The sequence below is a fragment of the Staphylococcus warneri genome, from assembly GCF_900636385.1.
Taxonomy (GTDB): domain Bacteria; phylum Bacillota; class Bacilli; order Staphylococcales; family Staphylococcaceae; genus Staphylococcus; species Staphylococcus warneri.
This window is the reverse complement of record NZ_LR134269.1, coordinates 720,143-742,974: the sequence shown is the minus strand read 5'-3', so window position 1 is coordinate 742,974 and position 22,832 is coordinate 720,143. Positions and strand designations below refer to the sequence as shown.

13 protein-coding genes, 6 tRNA genes and 3 rRNA genes are annotated in these 22,832 nt (G+C 36.0%); 4 read left to right on the top strand and 18 right to left on the bottom strand.

All coding sequences use genetic code 11. The features are described 5' to 3' along the window. Positions 1–135: 135 nt before the first annotated feature. Positions 136–1,941: a glutamine--fructose-6-phosphate transaminase (isomerizing) gene (gene glmS, locus EL082_RS03555; RefSeq protein ID WP_002467205.1), complete on the bottom strand. Its 1,806-nt coding sequence runs from the start codon at positions 1,939–1,941 to the stop codon at positions 136–138. 687 nt (positions 1,942–2,628) lie between these two features. Between glmS and EL082_RS03550 the strand changes: the two genes are divergently transcribed. From EL082_RS03550 to EL082_RS03535, 4 genes are read left to right on the top strand one after another with little or no spacing between them, the layout of a single operon-like run. Continuing rightward, positions 2,629–4,176, top strand: a complete 1,548-nt coding sequence (locus tag EL082_RS03550) for a PTS mannitol transporter subunit IIBC (RefSeq protein ID WP_049414659.1) — start codon at positions 2,629–2,631, stop codon at positions 4,174–4,176. 32 nt (positions 4,177–4,208) lie between these two features. Further along, positions 4,209–6,236: a BglG family transcription antiterminator gene (locus EL082_RS03545; protein WP_103286367.1), complete on the top strand. Its 2,028-nt coding sequence runs from the start codon at positions 4,209–4,211 to the stop codon at positions 6,234–6,236. A 14-nt stretch (positions 6,237–6,250) separates the two neighbouring features. After that, entirely contained in the window at positions 6,251–6,685 is a 435-nt protein-coding gene (locus EL082_RS03540) for a PTS mannitol transporter subunit IIA (RefSeq protein ID WP_002467235.1), read from the top strand. Further along, positions 6,685–7,797, top strand: coding sequence for a mannitol-1-phosphate 5-dehydrogenase (locus tag EL082_RS03535; protein WP_015364810.1), 1,113 nt, complete (start codon positions 6,685–6,687; stop codon positions 7,795–7,797). Before EL082_RS03540 ends, EL082_RS03535 begins: the two co-directional genes overlap by 1 nt. A 92-nt stretch (positions 7,798–7,889) precedes the next feature. On the opposite strand, the gene glmM is transcribed toward EL082_RS03535, so the two are convergent. The 17 genes from glmM to sdrM form a co-directional block, all read right to left on the bottom strand. Further along, on the bottom strand, positions 7,890–9,245 hold the full coding sequence (glmM, locus tag EL082_RS03530) for a phosphoglucosamine mutase (protein ID WP_002467229.1): 1,356 nt from the start codon (positions 9,243–9,245) through the stop codon (positions 7,890–7,892). Between the two features lie 27 nt (positions 9,246–9,272). Next, complete coding sequence (locus EL082_RS03525) at positions 9,273–10,205, bottom strand: CdaR family protein (RefSeq protein ID WP_015364809.1); 933 nt, start codon at positions 10,203–10,205, stop codon at positions 9,273–9,275. Position 10,206: 1 nt separating this feature from the next. Continuing rightward, positions 10,207–11,013 (bottom strand): diadenylate cyclase CdaA, encoded by an 807-nt coding sequence (gene cdaA, locus EL082_RS03520; RefSeq protein ID WP_002451707.1) that lies wholly within the window; start codon positions 11,011–11,013, stop codon positions 10,207–10,209. Positions 11,014–11,140: 127 nt separating this feature from the next. Next, entirely contained in the window at positions 11,141–12,046 is a 906-nt protein-coding gene (gene rocF, locus EL082_RS03515) for an arginase (RefSeq protein WP_103286366.1), read from the bottom strand. Positions 12,047–12,146: 100 nt separating this feature from the next. Next, positions 12,147–12,219 (bottom strand) — tRNA-Lys (locus EL082_RS03510). Between the two features lie 3 nt (positions 12,220–12,222). Next, positions 12,223–12,297 (bottom strand) — tRNA-Gln (locus EL082_RS03505). 6 nt (positions 12,298–12,303) lie between these two features. After that, a tRNA-Tyr gene (locus EL082_RS03500) sits at positions 12,304–12,387 on the bottom strand. 22 nt (positions 12,388–12,409) lie between these two features. Beyond that, positions 12,410–12,485 (bottom strand) — tRNA-Val (locus tag EL082_RS03495). Between the two features lie 6 nt (positions 12,486–12,491). After that, positions 12,492–12,563 (bottom strand) — tRNA-Glu (locus EL082_RS03490). Position 12,564: 1 nt separating this feature from the next. After that, a tRNA-Asn gene (locus EL082_RS03485) sits at positions 12,565–12,639 on the bottom strand. Positions 12,640–12,653: 14 nt separating this feature from the next. Further along, positions 12,654–12,768, bottom strand: a 5S ribosomal RNA gene (gene rrf, locus EL082_RS03480). Positions 12,769–12,838: 70 nt separating this feature from the next. Then, positions 12,839–15,760: ribosomal RNA gene (locus tag EL082_RS03475) — 23S ribosomal RNA — on the bottom strand. Positions 15,761–16,138: 378 nt separating this feature from the next. Beyond that, positions 16,139–17,691 (bottom strand): 16S ribosomal RNA (locus tag EL082_RS03470). The 16S, 23S and 5S rRNA genes sit together here with 6 tRNA genes alongside, the layout of an rRNA operon. A gap of 453 nt (positions 17,692–18,144) precedes the next feature. Further along, complete coding sequence (locus EL082_RS03465) at positions 18,145–19,209, bottom strand: Mrp/NBP35 family ATP-binding protein (RefSeq protein ID WP_002466519.1); 1,065 nt, start codon at positions 19,207–19,209, stop codon at positions 18,145–18,147. A 146-nt stretch (positions 19,210–19,355) separates the two neighbouring features. Next, positions 19,356–20,798: an MDR family MFS transporter gene (locus EL082_RS03460; protein ID WP_002466479.1), complete on the bottom strand. Its 1,443-nt coding sequence runs from the start codon at positions 20,796–20,798 to the stop codon at positions 19,356–19,358. 75 nt (positions 20,799–20,873) lie between these two features. Then, the gene (locus EL082_RS03455) at positions 20,874–21,341 is read right to left on the bottom strand and encodes a SepA family multidrug efflux transporter (protein WP_002466494.1); all 468 of its coding nucleotides are present in this window, start codon (positions 21,339–21,341) and stop codon (positions 20,874–20,876) included. Between the two features lie 119 nt (positions 21,342–21,460). Continuing rightward, positions 21,461–22,798, bottom strand: a complete 1,338-nt coding sequence (gene sdrM, locus EL082_RS03450) for a multidrug efflux MFS transporter SdrM (RefSeq protein WP_015364807.1) — start codon at positions 22,796–22,798, stop codon at positions 21,461–21,463. Positions 22,799–22,832: the final 34 nt, after the last annotated feature.

The window sequence follows — 22,832 nt, the reverse complement described above, 5'->3', positions numbered from 1 at the left end:
ACATTATCATATATTACTTAAAATTTTGTCATTAAATGAATAAAAGTGCAATAAAAATAACCTCTTCTCAGTTAATATTAACTAAAAAGAGGCTATCAAGAACTTTTATAAATATTTCAAATTATTTTCTAAAGATTATTCTACTGTTACTGATTTAGCTAAATTACGTGGTTTATCCACATCAAGGTCTCTGTGTAACGCAGCATAATAAGAAATCAATTGTAATGCCACTACAGAAACTAATGGTGTTAATAATTCATGAACGTGAGGAATCACGTAAGTATCATCTTCTTTATCTAAACCTTCCATAGAAATAATACAAGTGCTAGCACCACGTGCTGCAACTTCTTTAACATTACCACGGATTGATAAGTTTACATTATCTTGAGTTGCTAAAGCTATTACTGGTGTACGATCTTCAATTAAGGCAATTGTACCGTGTTTTAATTCTCCACCAGCAAATCCTTCAGCTTGGATATATGAAATTTCTTTAAGTTTTAATGCACCTTCTTGGCTGACATTATAATCAATAGTACGACCAATAAAGAATGCATTTCTAGTAGTTTCAAGGAAATCAGTAGCAATTTTTTCCATTACTGGTGCATCATCTACGATTGTTTCGATTGCAGTAGTCACTTTAGCTAATTCTCTCAACAAATCGATATCCGCTTCACGACCATGCGTTCTAGCAACGATTTGAGCTAAGATAGATAATACAGCAATTTGAGCTGTATAAGCTTTTGTAGAGGCTACAGCAATTTCTGGACCAGCATGTAATAATAAAGTATGGTCTGCTTCACGAGATAATGTAGAACCAGGTACATTCGTAATTGTTAATGCTTTATGACCTAATTTCTTAGTTTCAACTAATACTGCACGGCTATCTGCAGTTTCACCAGATTGTGAAATATAAATGAATAATGGTTTTTCAGATAATAATGGCATGTTGTATACAAACTCAGATGCCACATGTACTTCTGTTGGCACACCAGACCATTTTTCTAAGAATTCTTTACCTACTAATCCTGCATGATAGCTAGTACCTGCAGCAATAATATAGATACGATCTGCTTGTGATACGTCATTGATAATATCTTCATCAATTTTCAAGTTACCTTCATCATCTTGGTATTCTTGAATAATACGACGCATTACTGCTGGTTGTTCATGAATTTCTTTTAGCATGTAGTGATCATACACACCTTTTTCTGCATCTGAAGCATCAATTTCAGCAGTGTATGTTTCACGTTCTTGAACTTGACCATTAGCATCTTTAATAATTACTTCGTCACGTTTCACAATAACGATTTCATGGTCGTGAATTTCTTTATATTCATTTGTTGCTTGTAACATTGCTAAAGCATCAGAAGCAATAACATTAAAGCCATCGCCAACACCAATTAATAGTGGTGATTTGTTTTTAGCAACAAACATTGTATCTTTATCTTTTTCATCTAATAAACCTAACGCATAAGAACCATGTAATAATGATACTACTTTTGTAAATGCGTCTTCTGTTTCGAAACCTTGTTTAGAGAAATATTCAACTAATTGAACAATAACTTCTGTATCTGTCTCAGAAACAAACGTAACATCGCTTAAGTATTCACTTCTTAATTCTTCATAGTTTTCAATTACACCATTATGTACTAGTGTAAAACGACCAGTTGTAGATTGATGTGGATGTGAATTTTCGTAATTTGGAACACCGTGAGTTGCCCAACGAGTGTGACCGATTCCAACTGTACCATCAATATCGCTACTATCAGCTACTTTTCGTAATTCTGCGATACGTCCTTTTTCTTTAAATACTTTAGTACCTGCTTCATTTGCAACAGCAACACCTGCTGAATCATAGCCTCTATATTCTAATTTTTCTAATCCTTTTAATAATAATTCTTTGGCATTATCGTAGCCAATATATCCTACTATTCCGCACATATTTATATTTCCTCCAATTATTGAAATAACGTTAGTAACAATGATTTATTACCCATAATTTAGTTTAGTAATCTTCTATCATTATTATTTCGGTACTACAAGTGAACAAAAACTTATTTAAACCCACTTGAAAATAAGCGTGATATTTTATCACACTTAACATTCTAACGTCTTTCATTTTATATAATATTTATTGGCGATCTTATTAACTTTGTCCAATAGGTTGCCCTACTGTTTTACTTAATAAGCTAACGAATGAGCCACATCCGGGATAGCATCCGCCGATCTTTTCGATCACTATCCTCCTCGTCTACAAGATGTGCTTATAAGCTATAAGAATTTCAACATTTGAATTAAATTCTTAATTACTGCATTATAACAACAACTTGCACAGGCGCTTTGTAATATTTATCTTCTATCCCCCTTCCCATTAAGACCTATTGTACAATGACAAATTACTCAATTGCAAATATTTTCACAAGCTTTTTGTAAAAAACTCCTAGCGTAAATTGCATATGAAATTAATTGTTAACAAACTGTATATTTACATTCTCTTTACCTATATATAATAGAATTATTGTTGTCACGATTTATATGACAAATTCGAATTTTGTTCTTATTGTAGTAATGAGCTTCTTAGATATACAATATATATAGTCAAAATACTAATTTAAAAGAGGTGTAGAAATGGCACAAACACAAGAGAAAAAAGGTTTCGGCCGTAAAGTTCAAGCATTCGGTTCGTTCCTTAGTAGTATGATTATGCCAAATATTGGTGCATTCATCGCTTGGGGATTTATCGCTGCAATTTTTATCGACAATGGTTGGTTACCAAATAAAGATTTAGCTCAATTAGCTGATCCAATGATTAAATTCTTAATTCCATTATTAATTGCATTTAGTGGTGGTCGTTTAATCCATGGATTACGTGGTGGTATTATTGCTGCAACTTCAACTATGGGGGTTATCGTTGCATTACCAGATACACCAATGCTATTAGGCGCAATGATTATGGGACCATTAGTTGGTTGGTTAATGAAGAAAACAGATGAAATCGTTCAACCAAGAACACCACAAGGTTTCGAGATGTTATTCAATAACTTCTCAGCAGGTATCTTAGGTTTCATCATGACAATTCTAAGTTTTGAAATTTTAGCTCCAATTATGAAATTCATCATGCACATTTTATCTGTTGCAGTTGAAGCTTTAGTACACGCTCACTTATTACCAATCGTAAGTATTATTGTTGAGCCAGCTAAAATCGTATTCTTAAATAACGCTATTAACCATGGTGTATTTACACCACTTGGTGCAGACCAAGCTGCTACAGCAGGTCAATCTATTTTATACGCAATCGAATCAAACCCTGGACCAGGTTTCGGTGTGTTACTTGCACATATGATTTTTGGTAAAGGTACTGCAAAAGCAACATCTTATGGTGCAGGAATCATCCACTTCTTAGGTGGTATTCATGAAATTTACTTCCCATATGTATTAATGAGACCTATGTTATTCATCTCAGTTATTTTAGGTGGAATGACAGGCGTTGCAACATACCAAGCAACTGGATTCGGATTCAAAAGTCCTGCATCTCCAGGATCATTCATAGTATATTGTATTAACGCACCTAGAGGAGAATTCCTTCACATGTTATTAGGTGTTGTATTAGCAACATTAGTATCATTCGCAGTTTCAGCAATTATTCTTAAGTTTACAAAAGAACCAAAACAAGATTTAGAAGCAGCTACTGCTCAAATGGAAGCTACTAAAGGTAAAAAATCAAGTGTATCTTCAAAATTAAGCAGTAAAGAAAATAATCAACAAGCTAGTACAACTGGTGCTACTGCAGGTGCTACATCAACAGAAGAATCTAATAATAGCGAAGACGACGCAGATCAATTATTAGATAACTATAATACTGAAGATGTAGATGCGCATGATTACAGTAATGTGAACCATGTTATCTTTGCTTGTGATGCGGGTATGGGTTCTAGTGCAATGGGTGCTAGTATGTTACGTAATAAATTTAAAAAAGCTGGTATTTCTGATGTGAATGTAACAAATACAGCTATTAACCAATTACCTAACGATGCTCAATTAGTTATCACTCAAAAAACATTAACTGATCGTGCCATCAAACAAGTACCAAATGCAATTCATATTTCAGTTGATAATTTCTTAAATTCACCTAGATATGAAGAGTTATTAAATAACCTTAAAAAAGAAGAACAATAATTTTAAATAAATATTAAATGGAGGATACCGCCATGCTATTGAGTACACGTGAAAAAGAGATTATAGAACTATTAATCAAGTATCACGGTCAATATGTCACTATTTATGACATTGCTCAACAACTGGCAGTGTCCTCTCGTACTATTCATAGAGAATTAAATCATGTGGAATCTTATATTGATACTTTTTCTATAGAATTAGAACGTGTAAACAAAAAGGGTATACGTTTAAAAGGACTTAATCAAGATATTCAAGCATTAAAACTTGAAATGACTCAACAGCAAACGCTCGATTTATCCGTTGAAGAGCAAAAAGTTATTATTCTATATGCACTTATACAATCTAAGCATGCTGTTAAACAATATAGCCTTGCACAAGAAATTGGCGTATCCATTCAGTCATTAACAAAACTGTTAGACGACTTAGAACAAGATTTGGCATTATATCAATTATCATTGACACGTAAACGTGGCGAAGGTGTTATTTTAAACGGCACTGAATCTAAAAAAAGAGAATTCTTAAGTCAATTAATGGTAAATAACTTAAATAGTACAAGTGTGTATTCAGTTATAGAAAACCACTTTGTTTACCAATCATTACATCAATCTCAGCAATCACTTGTGGATTTAGATCGAATATTTAAAGTTGAGAGAATTTTAATGGATTATTTAGGACAGCTTCCCTATTCATTGACAGAATCTAGCTATTTAACATTAACTGTTCATATCGTTTTAAGTATTACAAGAATGCAAAACAATGAATATGTATCACTTAATGATGATATTTATCAATCTGTAAAGGATACATTCGAACATGAAATTGCTAGTGAAATCGCAAAACATCTAGAGCATCTCTATGATGTTCAATTTAATCAAGCTGAAATCACATTTATTACCATTCATTTGCGCGGTTCAAAACGTAAAGATACTAAAGACACTTTATTTGAAGATAAGAAAAGCGAACAAAAAATTAAATCTTTTGTACAGACAGTAGAAGAGATTTCAGGTCAATACTTTGATGATAAAGATACATTAATTAATGGTTTATCATTGCATATTAATCCAGCTATCAATCGCTTAGAATCAAATATTGAAACTTATAATCCGTTAACCGATATGATTAAGTACAAATATCCAAGACTATTTGATAATGTGAGTAAGGCGTTACGTGTCGTTTGGCCAGATTTGATATTCCCAGAAAGTGAAGTCGCCTTTATCGTGCTTCATTTTGGAGGATCTATCAAAAATCAAGGACATCAATTTTTAAACATTCTAGTTGTCTGTAGTAGCGGTATTGGAACAAGTCGTTTATTAGCAACACGTCTCGAACAAGTGTTTAGTGAAATTGAACGTATTACCCAAGCATCTGTTAGTGACTTAAATGTATTAGATTTATCTAGTTATGATGGCATTATATCTACAGTTAATTTAGATATTGACAGACCATTTTTAACAGTGAATCCTCTACTTCCTGATTCAGATATTGGTTATGTATCATCATTTTTAAATACCAAAGAAACACATCATTTGGTAACACATAAAGAAGTAGAGACTTTATCAACATCTAAAGATGATATTTTAGAAACCATGCGTGCAGGTTTAAAATTAGTTGATTCAGTGAAAATAGAATATAAATCAGTTGAAAATTGGAAACAACATTTAGCTGATTACTTGGTCAGTCAAGATATCATTAAAGATGGGCAGTCATTCGCTGAACAATTACAACACCGGTTAGAGGATAATCCAAGTTGGATATTACGTCCTTACCCTATTGCGATTCCACATATGAAAGATGATATGTTTAAGCAACCTTGTATTCTCATCACTATCTTGGAAGAACCAATAGCGTTGAGTAATGTTCAAAATGACAATCATTCAATTAAATATATGTTAAGTATGTTTATTCCAGAAAATGCAATCATGACAAAGTTAGTTAGTACAATATCAGAAACTCTTAGTGATCATTTGGAAAACTTAGATGATTTTATGCAAAATCCACAGGAATTTAAAACAATACTGGAAAAGCAATTTTTAAAACAAATAAAACAACAATTAATTTAGGAGTGTATTAATCAATGAGTGAATTATTCAGTAACGAAAATATTTTTATCAATGTATCAGTAGGTAGTCAAAACGAAGCAATCGAAAAAGCAGGACAAGCATTAGTAGATAGTGGTGCTGTTACAGAAAACTACATCCAAGCAATGAAAGATCGTGAAGATGTTGTATCTACATTTATGGGTAATGGCTTAGCTATTCCACATGGTACTGAAGAAGCTAAAGGTAACGTTATCCAATCAGGTTTAACCTTATTACAAATTCCTGAAGGTGTAGATTGGAACGGCGAAGAAGTTAAAGTCGTTGTTGGTATCGCTGGTAAAGACGGAGAACATTTAGACCTATTATCTAAAATCGCAATTACTTTCAGTGAAGAAGAAAATGTAGAACGTATTATCAATGCTAAATCTGCTGACGAAATCAAACAAGTCTTTGAGGAGGCTGATGCATAATGAAAGCAGTACATTTTGGTGCCGGTAATATCGGTCGTGGATTTATTGGTTATATCTTAGCAGATAATAATATTAAAGTTACATTTGCAGATGTAAATGAGGAAATTATTAATGCTTTACAAAAAGAGCATGAATACGATGTTATTTTAGCAGATGAGTCTAAAACAACGACTCGTGTTAACAACGTTGATGCTATTAACTCAGCCAAACCGTCTGATGAATTAAAACAAGCCATTTTAGAAGCTGATTTAATTACAACTGCTGTTGGTGTTAATATTTTACCAATTATTGCTAAATCATTCGCACCATACTTAAAAGAAAAAGAGAATCACGTTAATATCGTTGCTTGTGAGAATGCAATTATGGCAACAGACACACTTAAAAAAGCTATTTTAGATATAACTGGTCCTCTTGGTGATCATATTCACTTTGCAAACTCTGCAGTTGATAGAATCGTTCCATTACAAAAAAATGAAAATATTTTAGATGTTATGGTAGAACCTTTCTTCGAGTGGGTAGTAGAAAAAGATGCTTGGTATGGACAGGAATTAGATCATATTAAATACGTTGATGATTTAACACCTTATATTGAAAGAAAATTATTAACAGTAAATACTGGCCATGCATTTTTAGCATATGCTGGTTACAATGATAATAAAGCAACAGTATTAGATGCCGTTCAAGATAGTACGATTGAAGCAGGTTTAAGACGTGTATTAGCTGAAACAAGCGAATATATTACACGCGAATTTTATTTCACTAAAACTGAACAATCACAATACGTAGAAAAAATTATCGAACGTTTCAATAATCCTCATCTTTCTGATGAAGTTACTCGTGTAGGTCGTGGAACACTACGTAAAATTGGACCTAAAGATCGTATTATTAAACCATTAAATTATTTATATGAACATAATTTAGAAAGAGATGGCTTAGTTAAAGCAGCTGCCCTACTTCTAAAATATGATGACAAAGCAGATCAAGAAACAGTAGAGAAAAATAATTATATTCAAGAACATGGTGTTAAAGCCTTCTTACAAACATATGCTAAAGTTGAAGGACCATTAGCAGAAGAGATTGAAAAAGAATATAATGAACTAGTTGCAAAATAAGGTATTATAAAGAACCAGAAACTAAAGTTTCTGGTTCTTTTTGTAATATAAAAACAAATGCCACTTTTAAATGTGACATTTGTTTTTATCATTTATTTATCTAAACCCATTTTGTCTTCGACTACATCTGCAATTTGTTGTGCAAATCTTTGTGCATCTTCGTCAGTTGATGCTTCTACCATCACACGTACTAATGGTTCTGTACCTGAAGGACGAACTAAAATTCTACCTTCACCATTCATTTCAACTTCAACTTTAGTCATTACTTCTTTAACATCAATATTTTCTTCAACACGATATTTATCAGTCACTCTCACATTGATTAAAGATTGAGGATAAGTCTTCATTTGTGATGCTAATTCACTTAATGATTTACCTGACATTTTAACAATAGCTGCTAGTTGTACACCTGTTAATAATCCATCACCCGTAGTATTATAATCCATTAAAACAATGTGACCTGATTGTTCACCACCAAGATTATAATTGCCACGTCTCATTTCTTCAACCACGTAACGGTCACCGACTTTTGTTTTATTAGATTGGATGCCCTCATTCTCTAATGCTTTATAAAAACCTAAATTACTCATTACTGTTGAAACAATCATATTATTATTTAACTCTTGGTTTTTATGCATTTCTTGTCCAATGATAAACATAATTTGGTCACCATCAACAATTTGTCCTTTTTCATCTACTGCAATGATTCTATCGCCATCACCATCAAATGCTAATCCGAAATCTGCGCCAGTTTCAAGAACTTTTTCTGCAAGTGCTTGAGGATGTGTAGAACCGCATTTTTCATTTATATTATAGCCATCAGGACTACAACCTACTGTTTCAGTATCCGCTTCTAAATCACCGAATAGGAATGGTGCTAAAGATGATGTAGAACCATTTGCACCATCTAATACTATTTTCATACCTTCTAAATTCACGTCTACTGTTGATTTTAAATAACTTAAATATTTTTGTGCACCTTCAAAATAATCTGAGTAATGAACGATATCAGTACCAACGGGTCTTGGAAGACTTGGATCATCTTGATCTAATAATGCTTCTATTTCTTCTTCTTGATCGTCAGATAGTTTAAATCCATCTGAACCAAAGAATTTAATACCGTTATCAGCAACTGGGTTATGTGATGCTGAAATCATCACACCTAATCCTGCATCCATTTCTCTTGTTAAATATGCAACACCTGGGGTAGAAATAATACCTAAGCGCATAACTTCTGCACCAATAGAAATTAACCCTGCAATTAATGCAGCTTCTAACATTTCCCCGGAGACTCTTGTATCTCTTCCTACAAGTACTCTAGGATTTTTTTCACCTTTATTATGCGCTAATACGTAACCACCATATCTACCTAATTTAAATGCTAGTTCTGGCGTTAACTCTTCGTTTGCGACACCTCTGACACCGTCTGTACCAAAATATTTTCCCATGATTTACTCTCCTTTTATTTCTTTCAATTATTTAACCGTAATATAAGCCTTTGTTTCTTCAGGTTTAACCTTACTTACATTTTTAGGCAAATCAAATTTCACTGTCTTTTCAGTTGATTCTGAAATATGATCTAAATCAACTTCAGCTGTAATACTATCTATACCCTGTAAGTCTTCTCTACTACCATAAATCTCTACTTCATCATCATCTAATTTTATACTATCAACTTTTTTATTATCATCTAAATTTCCAGTAGTCTTAGTATTCACTTTTACCTTTTTACTAAAAGGCTTAACAGATACTTTCAAATCTACTTGTCCTGGATTAATTGAGACGTTTAATTTATTTAAATCTTTATCGTAAGCGTTAACTTCTGCAACATCTTTTGTATCTTTGCTAATCTTACTAGCATTTTTATATGTTGCTTTTAAGTAAGCAATTTGATTCAATTGCTCTTCTCCACCTGTTACTTTAACTGTTTCTGGTGAAATTTGTTGTTTATCTATTTTATATTCATTTGAAATATCACTTTGACTTACATCCGGTTGTACATGCATCGTCTTTGTAGTTTTCTTTTCTAATGTAATATTGGCTGCTTTAGGTTTTATATTGTAATTAATACCATTACTTATTCCTTTAACTTGGAATTTTTCATGATATTTACCAGCCTTTTCTCCAGACAAATCAACAACTACTTTTAAGTCATCTGGACTTTCAATTTTTAATAATTTAGATTGTGGCCCTGATATATTTACATCTACTGTATCTGGAACATGTGTTGCATGTAAATCTTTATGATTATAAACCACTTCCACTGGAACATCTTGGATTGTCTTCGTTGATTTCTGTGAAATATCATCTGAATTAAATATGTTACCAAAAACATTATTCACAGATAAGAAGAAGAATATCGCTAAAATTAATGCAACAAATCTTAATCCCCACTTGCTTTCTAACATATTAATTCACACCTTTCTTTTGAAAGTGTGTGCCAAACCAATGCTCAGCTAATAATTCTTCAAACACTTCATTTGAAATATCTCTTCTCAATTTACCATCAAATGTAACTGAAACATCACCTGTCTCTTCAGAAACAATGACTGTAAAGGCATCTGATACTTCAGAAATACCTACTGCTGCTCTATGTCTAGTACCTAGACTTTTAGAAATTTTAACACTATCTGATAAAGGTAAATAACTAGCGGCTGCTGCTATTTTAGTCCCTTGAATAATCATAGCTCCGTCATGTAAAGGTGTATTAGGTATAAATACATTTGTTAATAACTCTTGAGAAATTTTAGAATCCATAGGAATCCCAGTTTCAATATAATCTTGTAAACCTGTTTCTTTCTCAAACACTATTAATGCACCTATACGACGTTTAGCCATATACTGAACCGCTTTAGATACAGATTGGATTAACTTCTCTTCATCTTTAGTATAGGCATTTGTATAACGTTTCAAGAAACTTCCTCTACCTAATTGTTCTAACGCTCTTCGAATCTCAGGTTGGAAAATAACTATTAAAGCAAGTACACCCCACTGAATTACGATATCGAACAATTTAGAAGTCGCAGTCAAATTTAGCATTTTACTGATTTGTTGACCGATTACTATAACAACAATACCTTTTAATAATTGTATTGCTTTAGTTCCTTTAAAAACTGTAATAAGTAAGTAAAGGACATACCATACAATCAATAAATCGAGGACACTAGTTATGACTTTCAAAGTACTAAAATTTTGAAAAAAATTGGAAAAATCCATAACATCTCCTCCGATAACATTTTCCATATCATCCATTATATCAATCATTAGAACAAGTGTCATATGAACGGAGAGAAAAATGAAAAAAACTTGCATGTCAAAATACATGCAAGTTGCAATAAATATTTTATAATAATGTTTCTCCGAAGAATGTTCCAAGTAATGAAACTGCTTGTTCAGCTGTACTATTATGTAAATCAATTAATGGATTAACTTCAACTAAATCCATAGATGTTATCATATTACTTTCATGAAGTAATTCTAAAGCAAAATGGCTTTCCCTATAGCTCAATCCACCTAATACTCTTGTACCTGTTCCTGGTGTTTCAGTTGGATCTAAAGCATCTACATCTAAGGATAAATGTAATCCATCAACATGTCTTGATTTCAAATAACTTAATGTATCATTAATAACTGTTTCTATACCAAGTTTATCTATATCGGCCATAGTATAAGTTTTAATATTTTGTGCTTTGATATACTCACGTTCACCTTTATCTAAATCTCTCATACCAATTAAAACAATATTTTCAGGTTTAAGTTTTGGTTGAATGTCATTTAAATTAACAAGATCACTTGGACCTTCACCTAATAATATTCTTAATGGCATACCATGAATATTACCTGAAGGTGACTCTTCAGGTATGTTCAAATCACCATGAGCATCATACCAAATCACACCTAGATTTTCATAGTGTTTACAAATACCAGATATTGAACCCACTGCTATAGAATGATCTCCGCCTAAAACTAATGGAAATCTATCATTTATTATCGTTTGGTCTACTTTTTGGCTAAGCGTCTTTGAAACATTAATAATTTCATCATAATTTCTCAAGCCTTGTTGCTCAGAATTAAACTTTTTCAAATCTATAGCAGGAACGTCTATATTGCCTTTATCATGAACGTTAATACCTATATTTTCTAGTCTATCTTGTAATTCTGCATATCTTATAGCATCTGGACCTAAATTCACCCCTAATTTTCTTTGACCAAATGTTGAAGGCACCCCTATAATATCTATGTTTTTCATTTATATATCCACCTCTTTTTTTCGTGTTATTTATAGAATAATGTATCCGTTTACATAAAACAATAAAAAAAAACACCTTTCCGAAGAAAGATGTTAAGAGTGAGCCATAGAGGATTCGAACCTCTGACCCTCTGATTAAAAGTCAGATGCTCTACCAACTGAGCTAATGGCTCTTATGGCTGGGCTAGCTGGATTCGAACCAGCGCGTGACGGAGTCAAAGTCCGTTGCCTTACCGCTTGGCTATAGCCCATTAAGATGGTGGAGGGGGGCAGATTCGAACTGCCGAACCCGAAGGAGCGGATTTACAGTCCGCCGCGTTTAGCCACTTCGCTACCCCTCCAGCATATTTAATTAAAAATCAATGGTGGAGAATGACGGGTTCGAACCGCCGACCCTCTGCTTGTAAGGCAGATGCTCTCCTAGCTGAGCTAATTCTCCATTAAATGACTCCTACGGGACTCGAACCCGTGTTACCGCCGTGAAAGGGCGGTGTCTTAACCGCTTGACCAAGGAGCCATGGCTCCACAGGTAGGACTCGAACCTACGACCGATCGGTTAACAGCCGATAGCTCTACCACTGAGCTACTGTGGAATAATTATATATTTGCCTGGCAACGTCCTACTCTAGCGGAACGTTAGTCCGACTACCATCGGCGCTAAGGAGCTTAACTTCTGTGTTCGGCATGGGAACAGGTGTGACCTCCTTGCCATTGTCACCAGACAAATGGAATGTATTATACATTCAAAACTAGATAGTAAGTAAAATGATTTTGCGTCGCAAAACATAAATTTTGATTAAGTCTTCGATCGATTAGTATTCGTCAGCTCCACGTGTCACCACGCTTCCACCTCGAACCTATTAACCTCATCATCTTTGAGGGATCTTATAACCGAAGTTGGGAAATCTCATCTTGAGGGGGGCTTCATGCTTAGATGCTTTCAGCACTTATCCCGTCCATACATAGCTACCCAGCTATGCCGTTGGCACGACAACTGGTACACCAGAGGTATGTCCATCCCGGTCCTCTCGTACTAAGGACAGCTCCTCTCAAATTTCCTACGCCCACGACGGATAGGGACCGAACTGTCTCACGACGTTCTGAACCCAGCTCGCGTACCGCTTTAATGGGCGAACAGCCCAACCCTTGGGACCGACTACAGCCCCAGGATGCGATGAGCCGACATCGAGGTGCCAAACCTCCCCGTCGATGTGAACTCTTGGGGGAGATAAGCCTGTTATCCCCGGGGTAGCTTTTATCCGTTGAGCGATGGCCCTTCCATGCGGAACCACCGGATCACTAAGTCCGTCTTTCGACCCTGCTCGACTTGTAAGTCTCGCAGTCAAGCTCCCTTATGCCTTTACACTCTATGAATGATTTCCAACCATTCTGAGGGAACCTTTGAGCGCCTCCGTTACCTTTTAGGAGGCGACCGCCCCAGTCAAACTGCCCACCTGACACTGTCTCCCACCACGATAAGTGGTGCGGGTTAGAAAGCCAACACAGCTAGGGTAGTATCCCACCAATGCCTCCACGTAAGCTAGCGCTCACGTTTCAAAGGCTCCTACCTATCCTGTACAAGCTGTGCCGAATTTCAATATCAGGCTACAGTAAAGCTCCACGGGGTCTTTCCGTCCTGTCGCGGGTAACCTGCATCTTCACAGGTACTATGATTTCACCGAGTCTCTCGTTGAGACAGTGCCCAAATCGTTACGCCTTTCGTGCGGGTCGGAACTTACCCGACAAGGAATTTCGCTACCTTAGGACCGTTATAGTTACGGCCGCCGTTTACTGGGGCTTCGATTCGTAGCTTCGCAGAAGCTAACTACTCCTCTTAACCTTCCAGCACCGGGCAGGCGTCAGCCCCTATACATCACCTTACGGTTTAGCAGAGACCTGTGTTTTTGATAAACAGTCGCTTGGGCCTATTCACTGCGGCTCTTCTGGGCGTTAACCCTAAAGAGCACCCCTTCTCCCGAAGTTACGGGGTCATTTTGCCGAGTTCCTTAACGAGAGTTCGCTCGCTCACCTTAGAATTCTCATCTTGACTACCTGTGTCGGTTTGCGGTACGGGCACCTGTTATCTATCTAGAGGCTTTTCTTGGCAGTGTGAAATCAACGACTCGAGGAAACAATTTCCTCTCCCCATCACAGCTTGACCTTATGAGTGCCGGATTTGCCTAACACTCAGTCTTACTGCTTGGACGTGCAATCCAATAGCACGCTTCGCCTATCCTACTGCGTCCCCCCATCGATTAAAACGATACTAGGTGGTACAGGAATATCAACCTGTTATCCATCGCCTACGCCTGTCGGCCTCAGCTTAGGACCCGACTAACCCAGAGCGGACGAGCCTTCCTCTGGAAACCTTAGTCAATCGGTGGACGGGATTCTCACCCGTCTTTCGCTACTCACACCGGCATTCTCACTTCTAAGCGCTCCACATGTCCTTGCGATCATGCTTCGACGCCCTTAGAACGCTCTCCTACCATTGTCCTACGGACAATCCACAGCTTCGGTAATATGTTTAGCCCCGGTACATTTTCGGCGCAGTGTCACTCGACTAGTGAGCTATTACGCACTCTTTAAATGATGGCTGCTTCTAAGCCAACATCCTAGTTGTCTGGGCAACGCCACATCCTTTTCCACTTAACATATATTTTGGGACCTTAGCTGGTGGTCTGGGCTGTTTCCCTTTCGAACACGGACCTTATCACCCATGTTCTGACTCCCAAGTTAAATTGATTGGCATTCGGAGTTTGTCTGAATTCGGTAACCCGAGAAGGGCCCCTCGTCCAAACAGTGCTCTACCTCCAATAATCATCACTTGAGGCTAGCCCTAAAGCTATTTCGGAGAGAACCAGCTATCTCCAAGTTCGATTGGAATTTCTCCGCTACCCTCAGTTCATCCGCTCACTTTTCAACGTAAGTCGGTTCGGTCCTCCATTCAGTGTTACCTGAACTTCAACCTGACCAAGGGTAGATCACCTGGTTTCGGGTCTACGACCAAATACTAAACGCCCTATTCAGACTCGCTTTCGCTACGGCTCCACATTAGCTGCTTAACCTTGCATCAAATCGTAACTCGCCGGTTCATTCTACAAAAGGCACGCCATCACCCATTAACGGGCTCTGACTACTTGTAAGCACACGGTTTCAAGTTCTCTTTCACTCCCCTTCCGGGGTACTTTTCACCTTTCCCTCACGGTACTGGTTCACTATCGGTCACTAGAGAGTATTTAGCCTTAGGAGATGGTCCTCCCAGATTCCGACGGAATTTCACGTGCTCCGTCGTACTCAGGATCCACTCAAGAGAGTATATATTTTCGACTACAGGATTATTACCTTCTTTGATTCAACTTTCCAGATGATTCGTCTAATATATACTTTTGTAACTCCGTATAGAGTGTCCTACAACCCCAACAAGCAAGCTTGTTGGTTTGGGCTCTTCCCGTTTCGCTCGCCGCTACTCAGGGAATCGATTTTTCTTTCTCTTCCTCCGGGTACTAAGATGTTTCAGTTCTCCGGGTCTGCCTTCTGATATGCTATGTATTCACATATCGATAACATGACATAACTCATGCTGGGTTTCCCCATTCGGAAATCTCTGGATCAACGCTTACTTACAGCTCCCCAAAGCATATCGTCGTTAGTAACGTCCTTCATCGGCTTCTAGTGCCAAGGCATCCACCGTGCGCCCTTAATAACTTAATCTATGTTTCCATCCTACAGAAAACGCGTTATTAATCTTGTGAGTGTTCTTTCGAACACTAGCGATTATTTCTTATGAATTCAAGCTTTAAAACTCTAATTCACTCGGTTTTGCTTGGTAAAATCTATTTTACTTACTTATCTAGTTTTCAATGTACAAGTTCTATTTCCAGTCAAGCGTTTGCATACTGTTTTGTTATCATTACTTTAAATACTCATTTACTCTAGTAAACTCCGCTTTAAAGTAACTCAACGCATTGTCTGCGAATCGCTTTCTTTGAAAAAGAAGATATGTGAATGTTATATAAACATTCAAAACTGAATACAATATGTCAATGTTATTCCTCATCTTCTACGAAGATGTTCCGAATATATCCTTAGAAAGGAGGTGATCCAGCCGCACCTTCCGATACGGCTACCTTGTTACGACTTCACCCCAATCATTTGTCCCACCTTCGACGGCTAGCTCCATAAATGGTTACTCCACCGGCTTCGGGTGTTACAAACTCTCGTGGTGTGACGGGCGGTGTGTACAAGACCCGGGAACGTATTCACCGTAGCATGCTGATCTACGATTACTAGCGATTCCAGCTTCATGTAGTCGAGTTGCAGACTACAATCCGAACTGAGAACAACTTTATGGGATTTGCTTGACCTCGCGGTTTAGCTGCCCTTTGTATTGTCCATTGTAGCACGTGTGTAGCCCAAATCATAAGGGGCATGATGATTTGACGTCATCCCCACCTTCCTCCGGTTTGTCACCGGCAGTCAACTTAGAGTGCCCAACTTAATGATGGCAACTAAGCTTAAGGGTTGCGCTCGTTGCGGGACTTAACCCAACATCTCACGACACGAGCTGACGACAACCATGCACCACCTGTCACTTTGTCCCCCGAAGGGGAAGACTCTATCTCTAGAGCGGTCAAAGGATGTCAAGATTTGGTAAGGTTCTTCGCGTTGCTTCGAATTAAACCACATGCTCCACCGCTTGTGCGGGTCCCCGTCAATTCCTTTGAGTTTCAACCTTGCGGTCGTACTCCCCAGGCGGAGTGCTTAATGCGTTAGCTGCAGCACTAAGGGGCGGAAACCCCCTAACACTTAGCACTCATCGTTTACGGCGTGGACTACCAGGGTATCTAATCCTGTTTGATCCCCACGCTTTCGCACATCAGCGTCAGTTACAGACCAGAAAGTCGCCTTCGCCACTGGTGTTCCTCCATATCTCTGCGCATTTCACCGCTACACATGGAATTCCACTTTCCTCTTCTGCACTCAAGTTTTCCAGTTTCCAATGACCCTCCACGGTTGAGCCGTGGGCTTTCACATCAGACTTAAAAAACCGCCTACGCGCGCTTTACGCCCAATAATTCCGGATAACGCTTGCCACCTACGTATTACCGCGGCTGCTGGCACGTAGTTAGCCGTGGCTTTCTGATCAGGTACCGTCAAGATGTGCACAGTTACTTACACATTTGTTCTTCCCTGATAACAGAGTTTTACGATCCGAAGACCTTCATCACTCACGCGGCGTTGCTCCGTCAGGCTTTCGCCCATTGCGGAAGATTCCCTACTGCTGCCTCCCGTAGGAGTCTGGACCGTGTCTCAGTTCCAGTGTGGCCGATCACCCTCTCAGGTCGGCTACGTATCGTTGCCTTGGTAAGCCGTTACCTTACCAACTAGCTAATACGGCGCGGATCCATCTATAAGTGACAGCAAAGCCGCCTTTCACTATTGAACCATGCGGTTCAATATGTTATCCGGTATTAGCTCCGGTTTCCCGAAGTTATCCCAGTCTTATAGGTAGGTTATCCACGTGTTACTCACCCGTCCGCCGCTAACGTCAAAGGAGCAAGCTCCTTATCTGTTCGCTCGACTTGCATGTATTAGGCACGCCGCCAGCGTTCATCCTGAGCCAGGATCAAACTCTCCATAAAAAAATTATGATGTTTGATTAGCTCATAAAACTAAATTAATTGTTGTAACTTTCGTTACATTATTGGAATTAACGTTGACATATTGTCATTCAGTTTTCAATGTTCATTTGATACAATCTTCATCATTATATAACTTCTTTAACTCGAAGTCAATATTTAATTAAGATTACTTTAATAAGTTTAATAGATTTATTTTCGCTTTGCAATAGTAAGTTTTACACTTTCTTAACAAAGTTTTATTAAACTTAACTTGTCGTTTTTGACGACTTTTATATAATATCAATTTTATCTTTTGAAGTCAACAATGAAATCAAACTTTTTTTCAAACTTTTTTTAAATTGATATTTTCGAGTTGAATAACTCACAAGAAATTATTCTAACAGGATTTTTCTAAAATGCAATAGAAAAAGCGTATAAAATTAAAGTTAATTTTATACGCCAAATCACTTTTTGTTACTTTTGTGTAGTTGCGATTACTTTTTGAGCAATTGTCTGATAGATTTTACCTAATCTATCTTCAGGTTGATAGATGGACGGAGAAAAGTCTGTAGGGTTCCATGTTGGTTGTTCTAATGGCAATTCGCCGAATAATTGAGTTTCTAACTCATCTGCTAATTTCGTTCCGCCACCTTTACCAAATACATACTCTTTATTGCCAGTCTCTTTACTTTCGAAATAACTCATGTTTTCAATAACACCTAAAATTGAATGTTCTGTATGTTTTGCCATAGCCCCTGCTCTTGCAGCGACGAATGCTGCGGTTGGATGAGGTGTAGTGACAATAATTTCTTTACTAGAAGGTAGCATTGAATGAACATCTAGCGCAACATCACCTGTACCTGGAGGTAAGTCTAATAATAAGTAATCTAGATCACCCCATTTTACTTCAGTGAAAAAGTTAGTTAGCATTTTACCTAACATTGGTCCTCTCCAAATGACTGGTGCATTTTCTTCAACAAAAAATGCCATAGAAATTACTTTAACACCATATCTTTCAACCGGGATAACTTCTTTTCCTTCGATACCAGGTTTTTCATCAATGCCCATCATATCTGGTACACTAAATCCATAAATATCAGCATCTACTAGCCCTACTTTTTTTCCTTCTCTAGCTAAAGCAACTGCTAGATTAACTGCAACAGTTGATTTACCCACGCCACCTTTACCTGATGCGATTGCAATAAATTCAACAGGATTATTTTTTGATAATAATCCTTCTATTGTTTTAGGCTTTTCAGTGCCTTTACCTCTATATTGTTCAACTGTACCTTCAGGTAATTCTTCAAATCTGATACCTACTGTTTTTGCACCATTTTCTTTTAGCGTTTTAACTACAGCCATTTGTAGGTCTAGTTGAGGTTGCCCACCTAATTGTGCCATAGCAATTTTTACACTCACATGTTCAATTTCTTCTTTAATAGAAACATCCACTATTCCTTCAGTCTCTTTTAAAGGAACATCAATAATTGGATCTTTTATTTCTCCAACTAATTCTTTGACTTGATTTACCGTTAACAAAGTAAATCCCCCTTATTTATATTATCTCAACTAAATAACTAAAGTGTGCTATTACCTAGTCTATCTTTTTTAGTATAAGACTTTTTATGTAATAAAAAAAGAAGTTAGCTTTAAATTAATAGCTAACTTCTAAGAATTAATTGTATTTAAACTTCTCTAATATTTTTATTCTTATTTCTAGGTTCTTTGATAAATAATGCGAAACTAAATGCAACAACTACAAATAAAGTAACTAACGCAAATGACACATCTACACCTGCAGCAACGGTTTGTCGTTGTATCATTTCTTTACTTCCAGATGTAGCTATTGTAGATCCTAACCATTTTGATCCCATACTCATAAATGTGACCATTAAAGCTGTTCCTAAAGATCCAGCCATGACACGTCCGAAGTTCATAATGGCTGTGCCATGGGAAATGTTCTTATTTTCTAACGCGTTAATACCAGCTGTATTAATAGGCATCATTAATAAAGAAACTGCAAACATTCTTATCGCATATATTATAATTAAATACATATAAGATGTGTCTGCTTTTAAGAAACATAATAAAAATGTACATATCGTTAAGATAGTAAAGCCAGAAATGATAAGTGGTCTTGGGCCGTATTTATCATAAAAACTACCTGTAAACACAGACATTAATCCATTAATTATTGCACCTGGCATAATAACTAAACCTGATAATAATGCAGATAGTGCTAAAGCATTTTGTACATACAATGGAATTAATAATGCAGGTCCAACCATGGACATCATCACTATCATTGAAGTTATGGTACTAAAACAAAAAGTTCTCGTCTTAAATACTTTTAAATTAAGTAATGGATTAGATATTGTTAATTGTCGTCTAATAAATATTAATATAATTATCAGACTTATGATTAATGTACCAATGATAATTGGATTACCGAAGCCTAAACTACCCGCACTACTGAATGCATATAACATCATACCGAATCCAATTGTAGAATATAATATAGAACGTTTGTCAAGCTTAGTTTGCTTAGTTTCATTATAGCTTGAAATAAATATAAAACCGAAGATGAGTGCGATTAATGCGATACCAACAATGATGATGAATGGCACCCTCCAACTAACATGGTCAATAATTAAGCCTGTGAATGTAGGACCAATCGCTGGTGCAAATTGAATCACTAAACCTGCTAATCCCATTGCAAACCCACGTCTTTCCCTAGAAAACAGAGTAAACAATGTAAATTGCATTAGTGGCATTAGTACACCTGCCCCCATAGCTTGAATAACTCTCGCAGTCATCAACACACCAAAATTAGGTGCTATGGCTGCTACAATCGATCCAATTAAAAAGGTACCCATTGCAGATAAGTATAATGGTCTCGTTTTAACTCGGTCCATTAAATAAGCAGTTAACGGAATCATAACACCATTAACTAACATAAATCCCGTTATCAACCACTGAGATGTACTTTCATCTATTTTTAACTCTCTCATAATATGAGGTAAGGCTGTATTCAATAATGTTTGGTTTAAAATAGCTACAAAAGCACTAATTAGCATTACAGAAACAATTAAATTCCTTCGTCTTTTACTAATTTCTATATTGCTCATGAACATAATCTCCTTTATTTGATAATAGTACTTCATTCAAACAAATTAAGAAAAACGATTCAAATTTAGTGCTCATTACTTTTTGTTATTTAAATTTGTGCTATCTGGATAGAAAATTTCTTTACAAATATATAAGAATCCAATAATTACCATAATCACCCAAAACTTAATATCAATATATGTGTAATGGACATGTATTATAAAATAAAACAATATTGTAGTAACTGAATAACCAATTAAATGATAAGTAATTCCTTGGAAATATGGATTTTGTGGCAAACGTTTTCTAAAGTAATCCATAAGATGTTCAACTGCGAATAAAGTGAAGTATCCTAAAACAATATAACTACCATAATAGAAAATATTGTCGTAAAAGCTTTTATTATAGCCAAAATATCCTAATTTAAAATATATTAAAATCCTACTTAAGCCATATAATCCAAATCCTAAAAACATCAAAAAAATCGTTCCTGATATAATAAAAATAGTAAGAACAATAAGTGTAGATATTAAATTGTACATCTTATTTCTAAAAAACTTCATTACACTTATCCTCCTCCTATTTTGAATACATTAAGTATTTTACCATTAATCGATGACCTTATAAAATTATAAAAACGCCCACAATAAATGTAGGCGTTCAAACGAATTGTTAAGTTTGATTAGTTAGTCACCGGTTTGTTCTTATAAATGAAACTCCATAATGCAACTAATACAATTGCAATAATAATTGCTAAACCTAGTACATTATGCAAATTGCTACCGAACCAACCTGCTTTCATAGCATACATATAACCCATAACCGTTGATCCAATTGAAGACCCTAAGTTTTTAGTCAATGCGTAAAATGACATCATTTTTTTCATTTGATGTGGAGATGTTTCCTCTTGCACAATGACACTATCTTTTGTATATACAAACCCAAAACTCAAGCCAGCAAGAATAACGCTAAATGCTATAAGTAAAGGGGTTTTTATACCGAAAATAATAATGATACTTCCAATGATTAGGAAGGTAAATGCGCCAATATATAATGCTTTTCTTGAAAACTTCGCTTCTAATTTAGCTAGGTTAAAGTTTAAGATTATCCATGCTACAGATAATGGAAAAATAACAAATCCACTTTGAAGCGGTGATAAACCGATTTGTTCTTGTAGATATACTGGAATATATAAATTGAAGCCCATTAAACAAATGGCAATGAGTAAATCTGTAATAAATACTAAGGCAATGGATTTATTAAATTCTACCACTGGTAAAAATGGGTGATCAGTTGTTTTTTCAACTTTATATAAAATATACCCTATCAATAATGCAAGTAATAGTGATAAAACATTCAATAAAACTTGATTTTGATTAAGCAAGCTAAACATTAATAAACCAATAAATACATAAAATAAACTTAAACCTTTTACATCAAAGTTTGTCTTAGATATGATTTCTTCCTCTGGAAAATGGAATGTAAAAATGACTAATATAATCGCAATAATGGCAATCGGAATATTAATGAAGAAAAGCCAATGCCAAGTTGCTATTTCAAGTATACCTCCACCTAAAAGTGGACCTATAATACTTGATACACCCCAAACACTTCCTACTATGCCCATGATTTTATATCTTAATGGGATTTCAAATGCAAGTTTAGGAACAATTTGTGATAACGACATCATCACACCAGCACCAAATCCTTGAATGACTCTAGATATAATGAGCATCATAAAAGTTTCACTTGTACCTGACATAAAACTACCTATTGCAAATAAAACTAACCCTGTGATAGCGATATATATAATTTTAAATCGCGACATTAGTTCACCAACAATCGGGTTTGCTATAACTAAAGCAATAAAATATGCTGTAAATACTAAAGAAATAAAGCTTCCAGCATTTAAATCTTGACGAATGGTCGGCATTGCTAGTGAAATAATTGATGCTTCAATCGCAGCCATAAACATTATCAAAATTAATGCTAATACCGTTATCATCGATTTTAATCTCATTTAGTTGTCCTCCAACTTAATTTTTCTTACAACT

What these genes read in the sequence shown, in the direction of transcription:
- EL082_RS03455 (WP_002466494.1), bottom strand. Translation starts at nt 21,341, where the DNA reads ATGAAGTTTTTTAGAAATAAGATGTACAATTTAATATCTACACTTATT.
- sdrM (WP_015364807.1), bottom strand. Translation starts at nt 22,798, where the DNA reads ATGAGATTAAAATCGATGATAACGGTATTAGCATTAATTTTGATAATG.
- EL082_RS03545 (WP_103286367.1), top strand. Translation starts at nt 4,209, where the DNA reads ATGCTATTGAGTACACGTGAAAAAGAGATTATAGAACTATTAATCAAG.
- EL082_RS03535 (WP_015364810.1), top strand. Translation starts at nt 6,685, where the DNA reads ATGAAAGCAGTACATTTTGGTGCCGGTAATATCGGTCGTGGATTTATT.
- glmS (WP_002467205.1), bottom strand. Translation starts at nt 1,941, where the DNA reads ATGTGCGGAATAGTAGGATATATTGGCTACGATAATGCCAAAGAATTA.
- cdaA (WP_002451707.1), bottom strand. Translation starts at nt 11,013, where the DNA reads ATGGATTTTTCCAATTTTTTTCAAAATTTTAGTACTTTGAAAGTCATA.
- EL082_RS03540 (WP_002467235.1), top strand. Translation starts at nt 6,251, where the DNA reads ATGAGTGAATTATTCAGTAACGAAAATATTTTTATCAATGTATCAGTA.
- EL082_RS03525 (WP_015364809.1), bottom strand. Translation starts at nt 10,205, where the DNA reads ATGTTAGAAAGCAAGTGGGGATTAAGATTTGTTGCATTAATTTTAGCG.
- EL082_RS03460 (WP_002466479.1), bottom strand. Translation starts at nt 20,798, where the DNA reads ATGAGCAATATAGAAATTAGTAAAAGACGAAGGAATTTAATTGTTTCT.
- glmM (WP_002467229.1), bottom strand. Translation starts at nt 9,245, where the DNA reads ATGGGAAAATATTTTGGTACAGACGGTGTCAGAGGTGTCGCAAACGAA.
- rocF (WP_103286366.1), bottom strand. Translation starts at nt 12,046, where the DNA reads ATGAAAAACATAGATATTATAGGGGTGCCTTCAACATTTGGTCAAAGA.
- EL082_RS03550 (WP_049414659.1), top strand. Translation starts at nt 2,629, where the DNA reads ATGGCACAAACACAAGAGAAAAAAGGTTTCGGCCGTAAAGTTCAAGCA.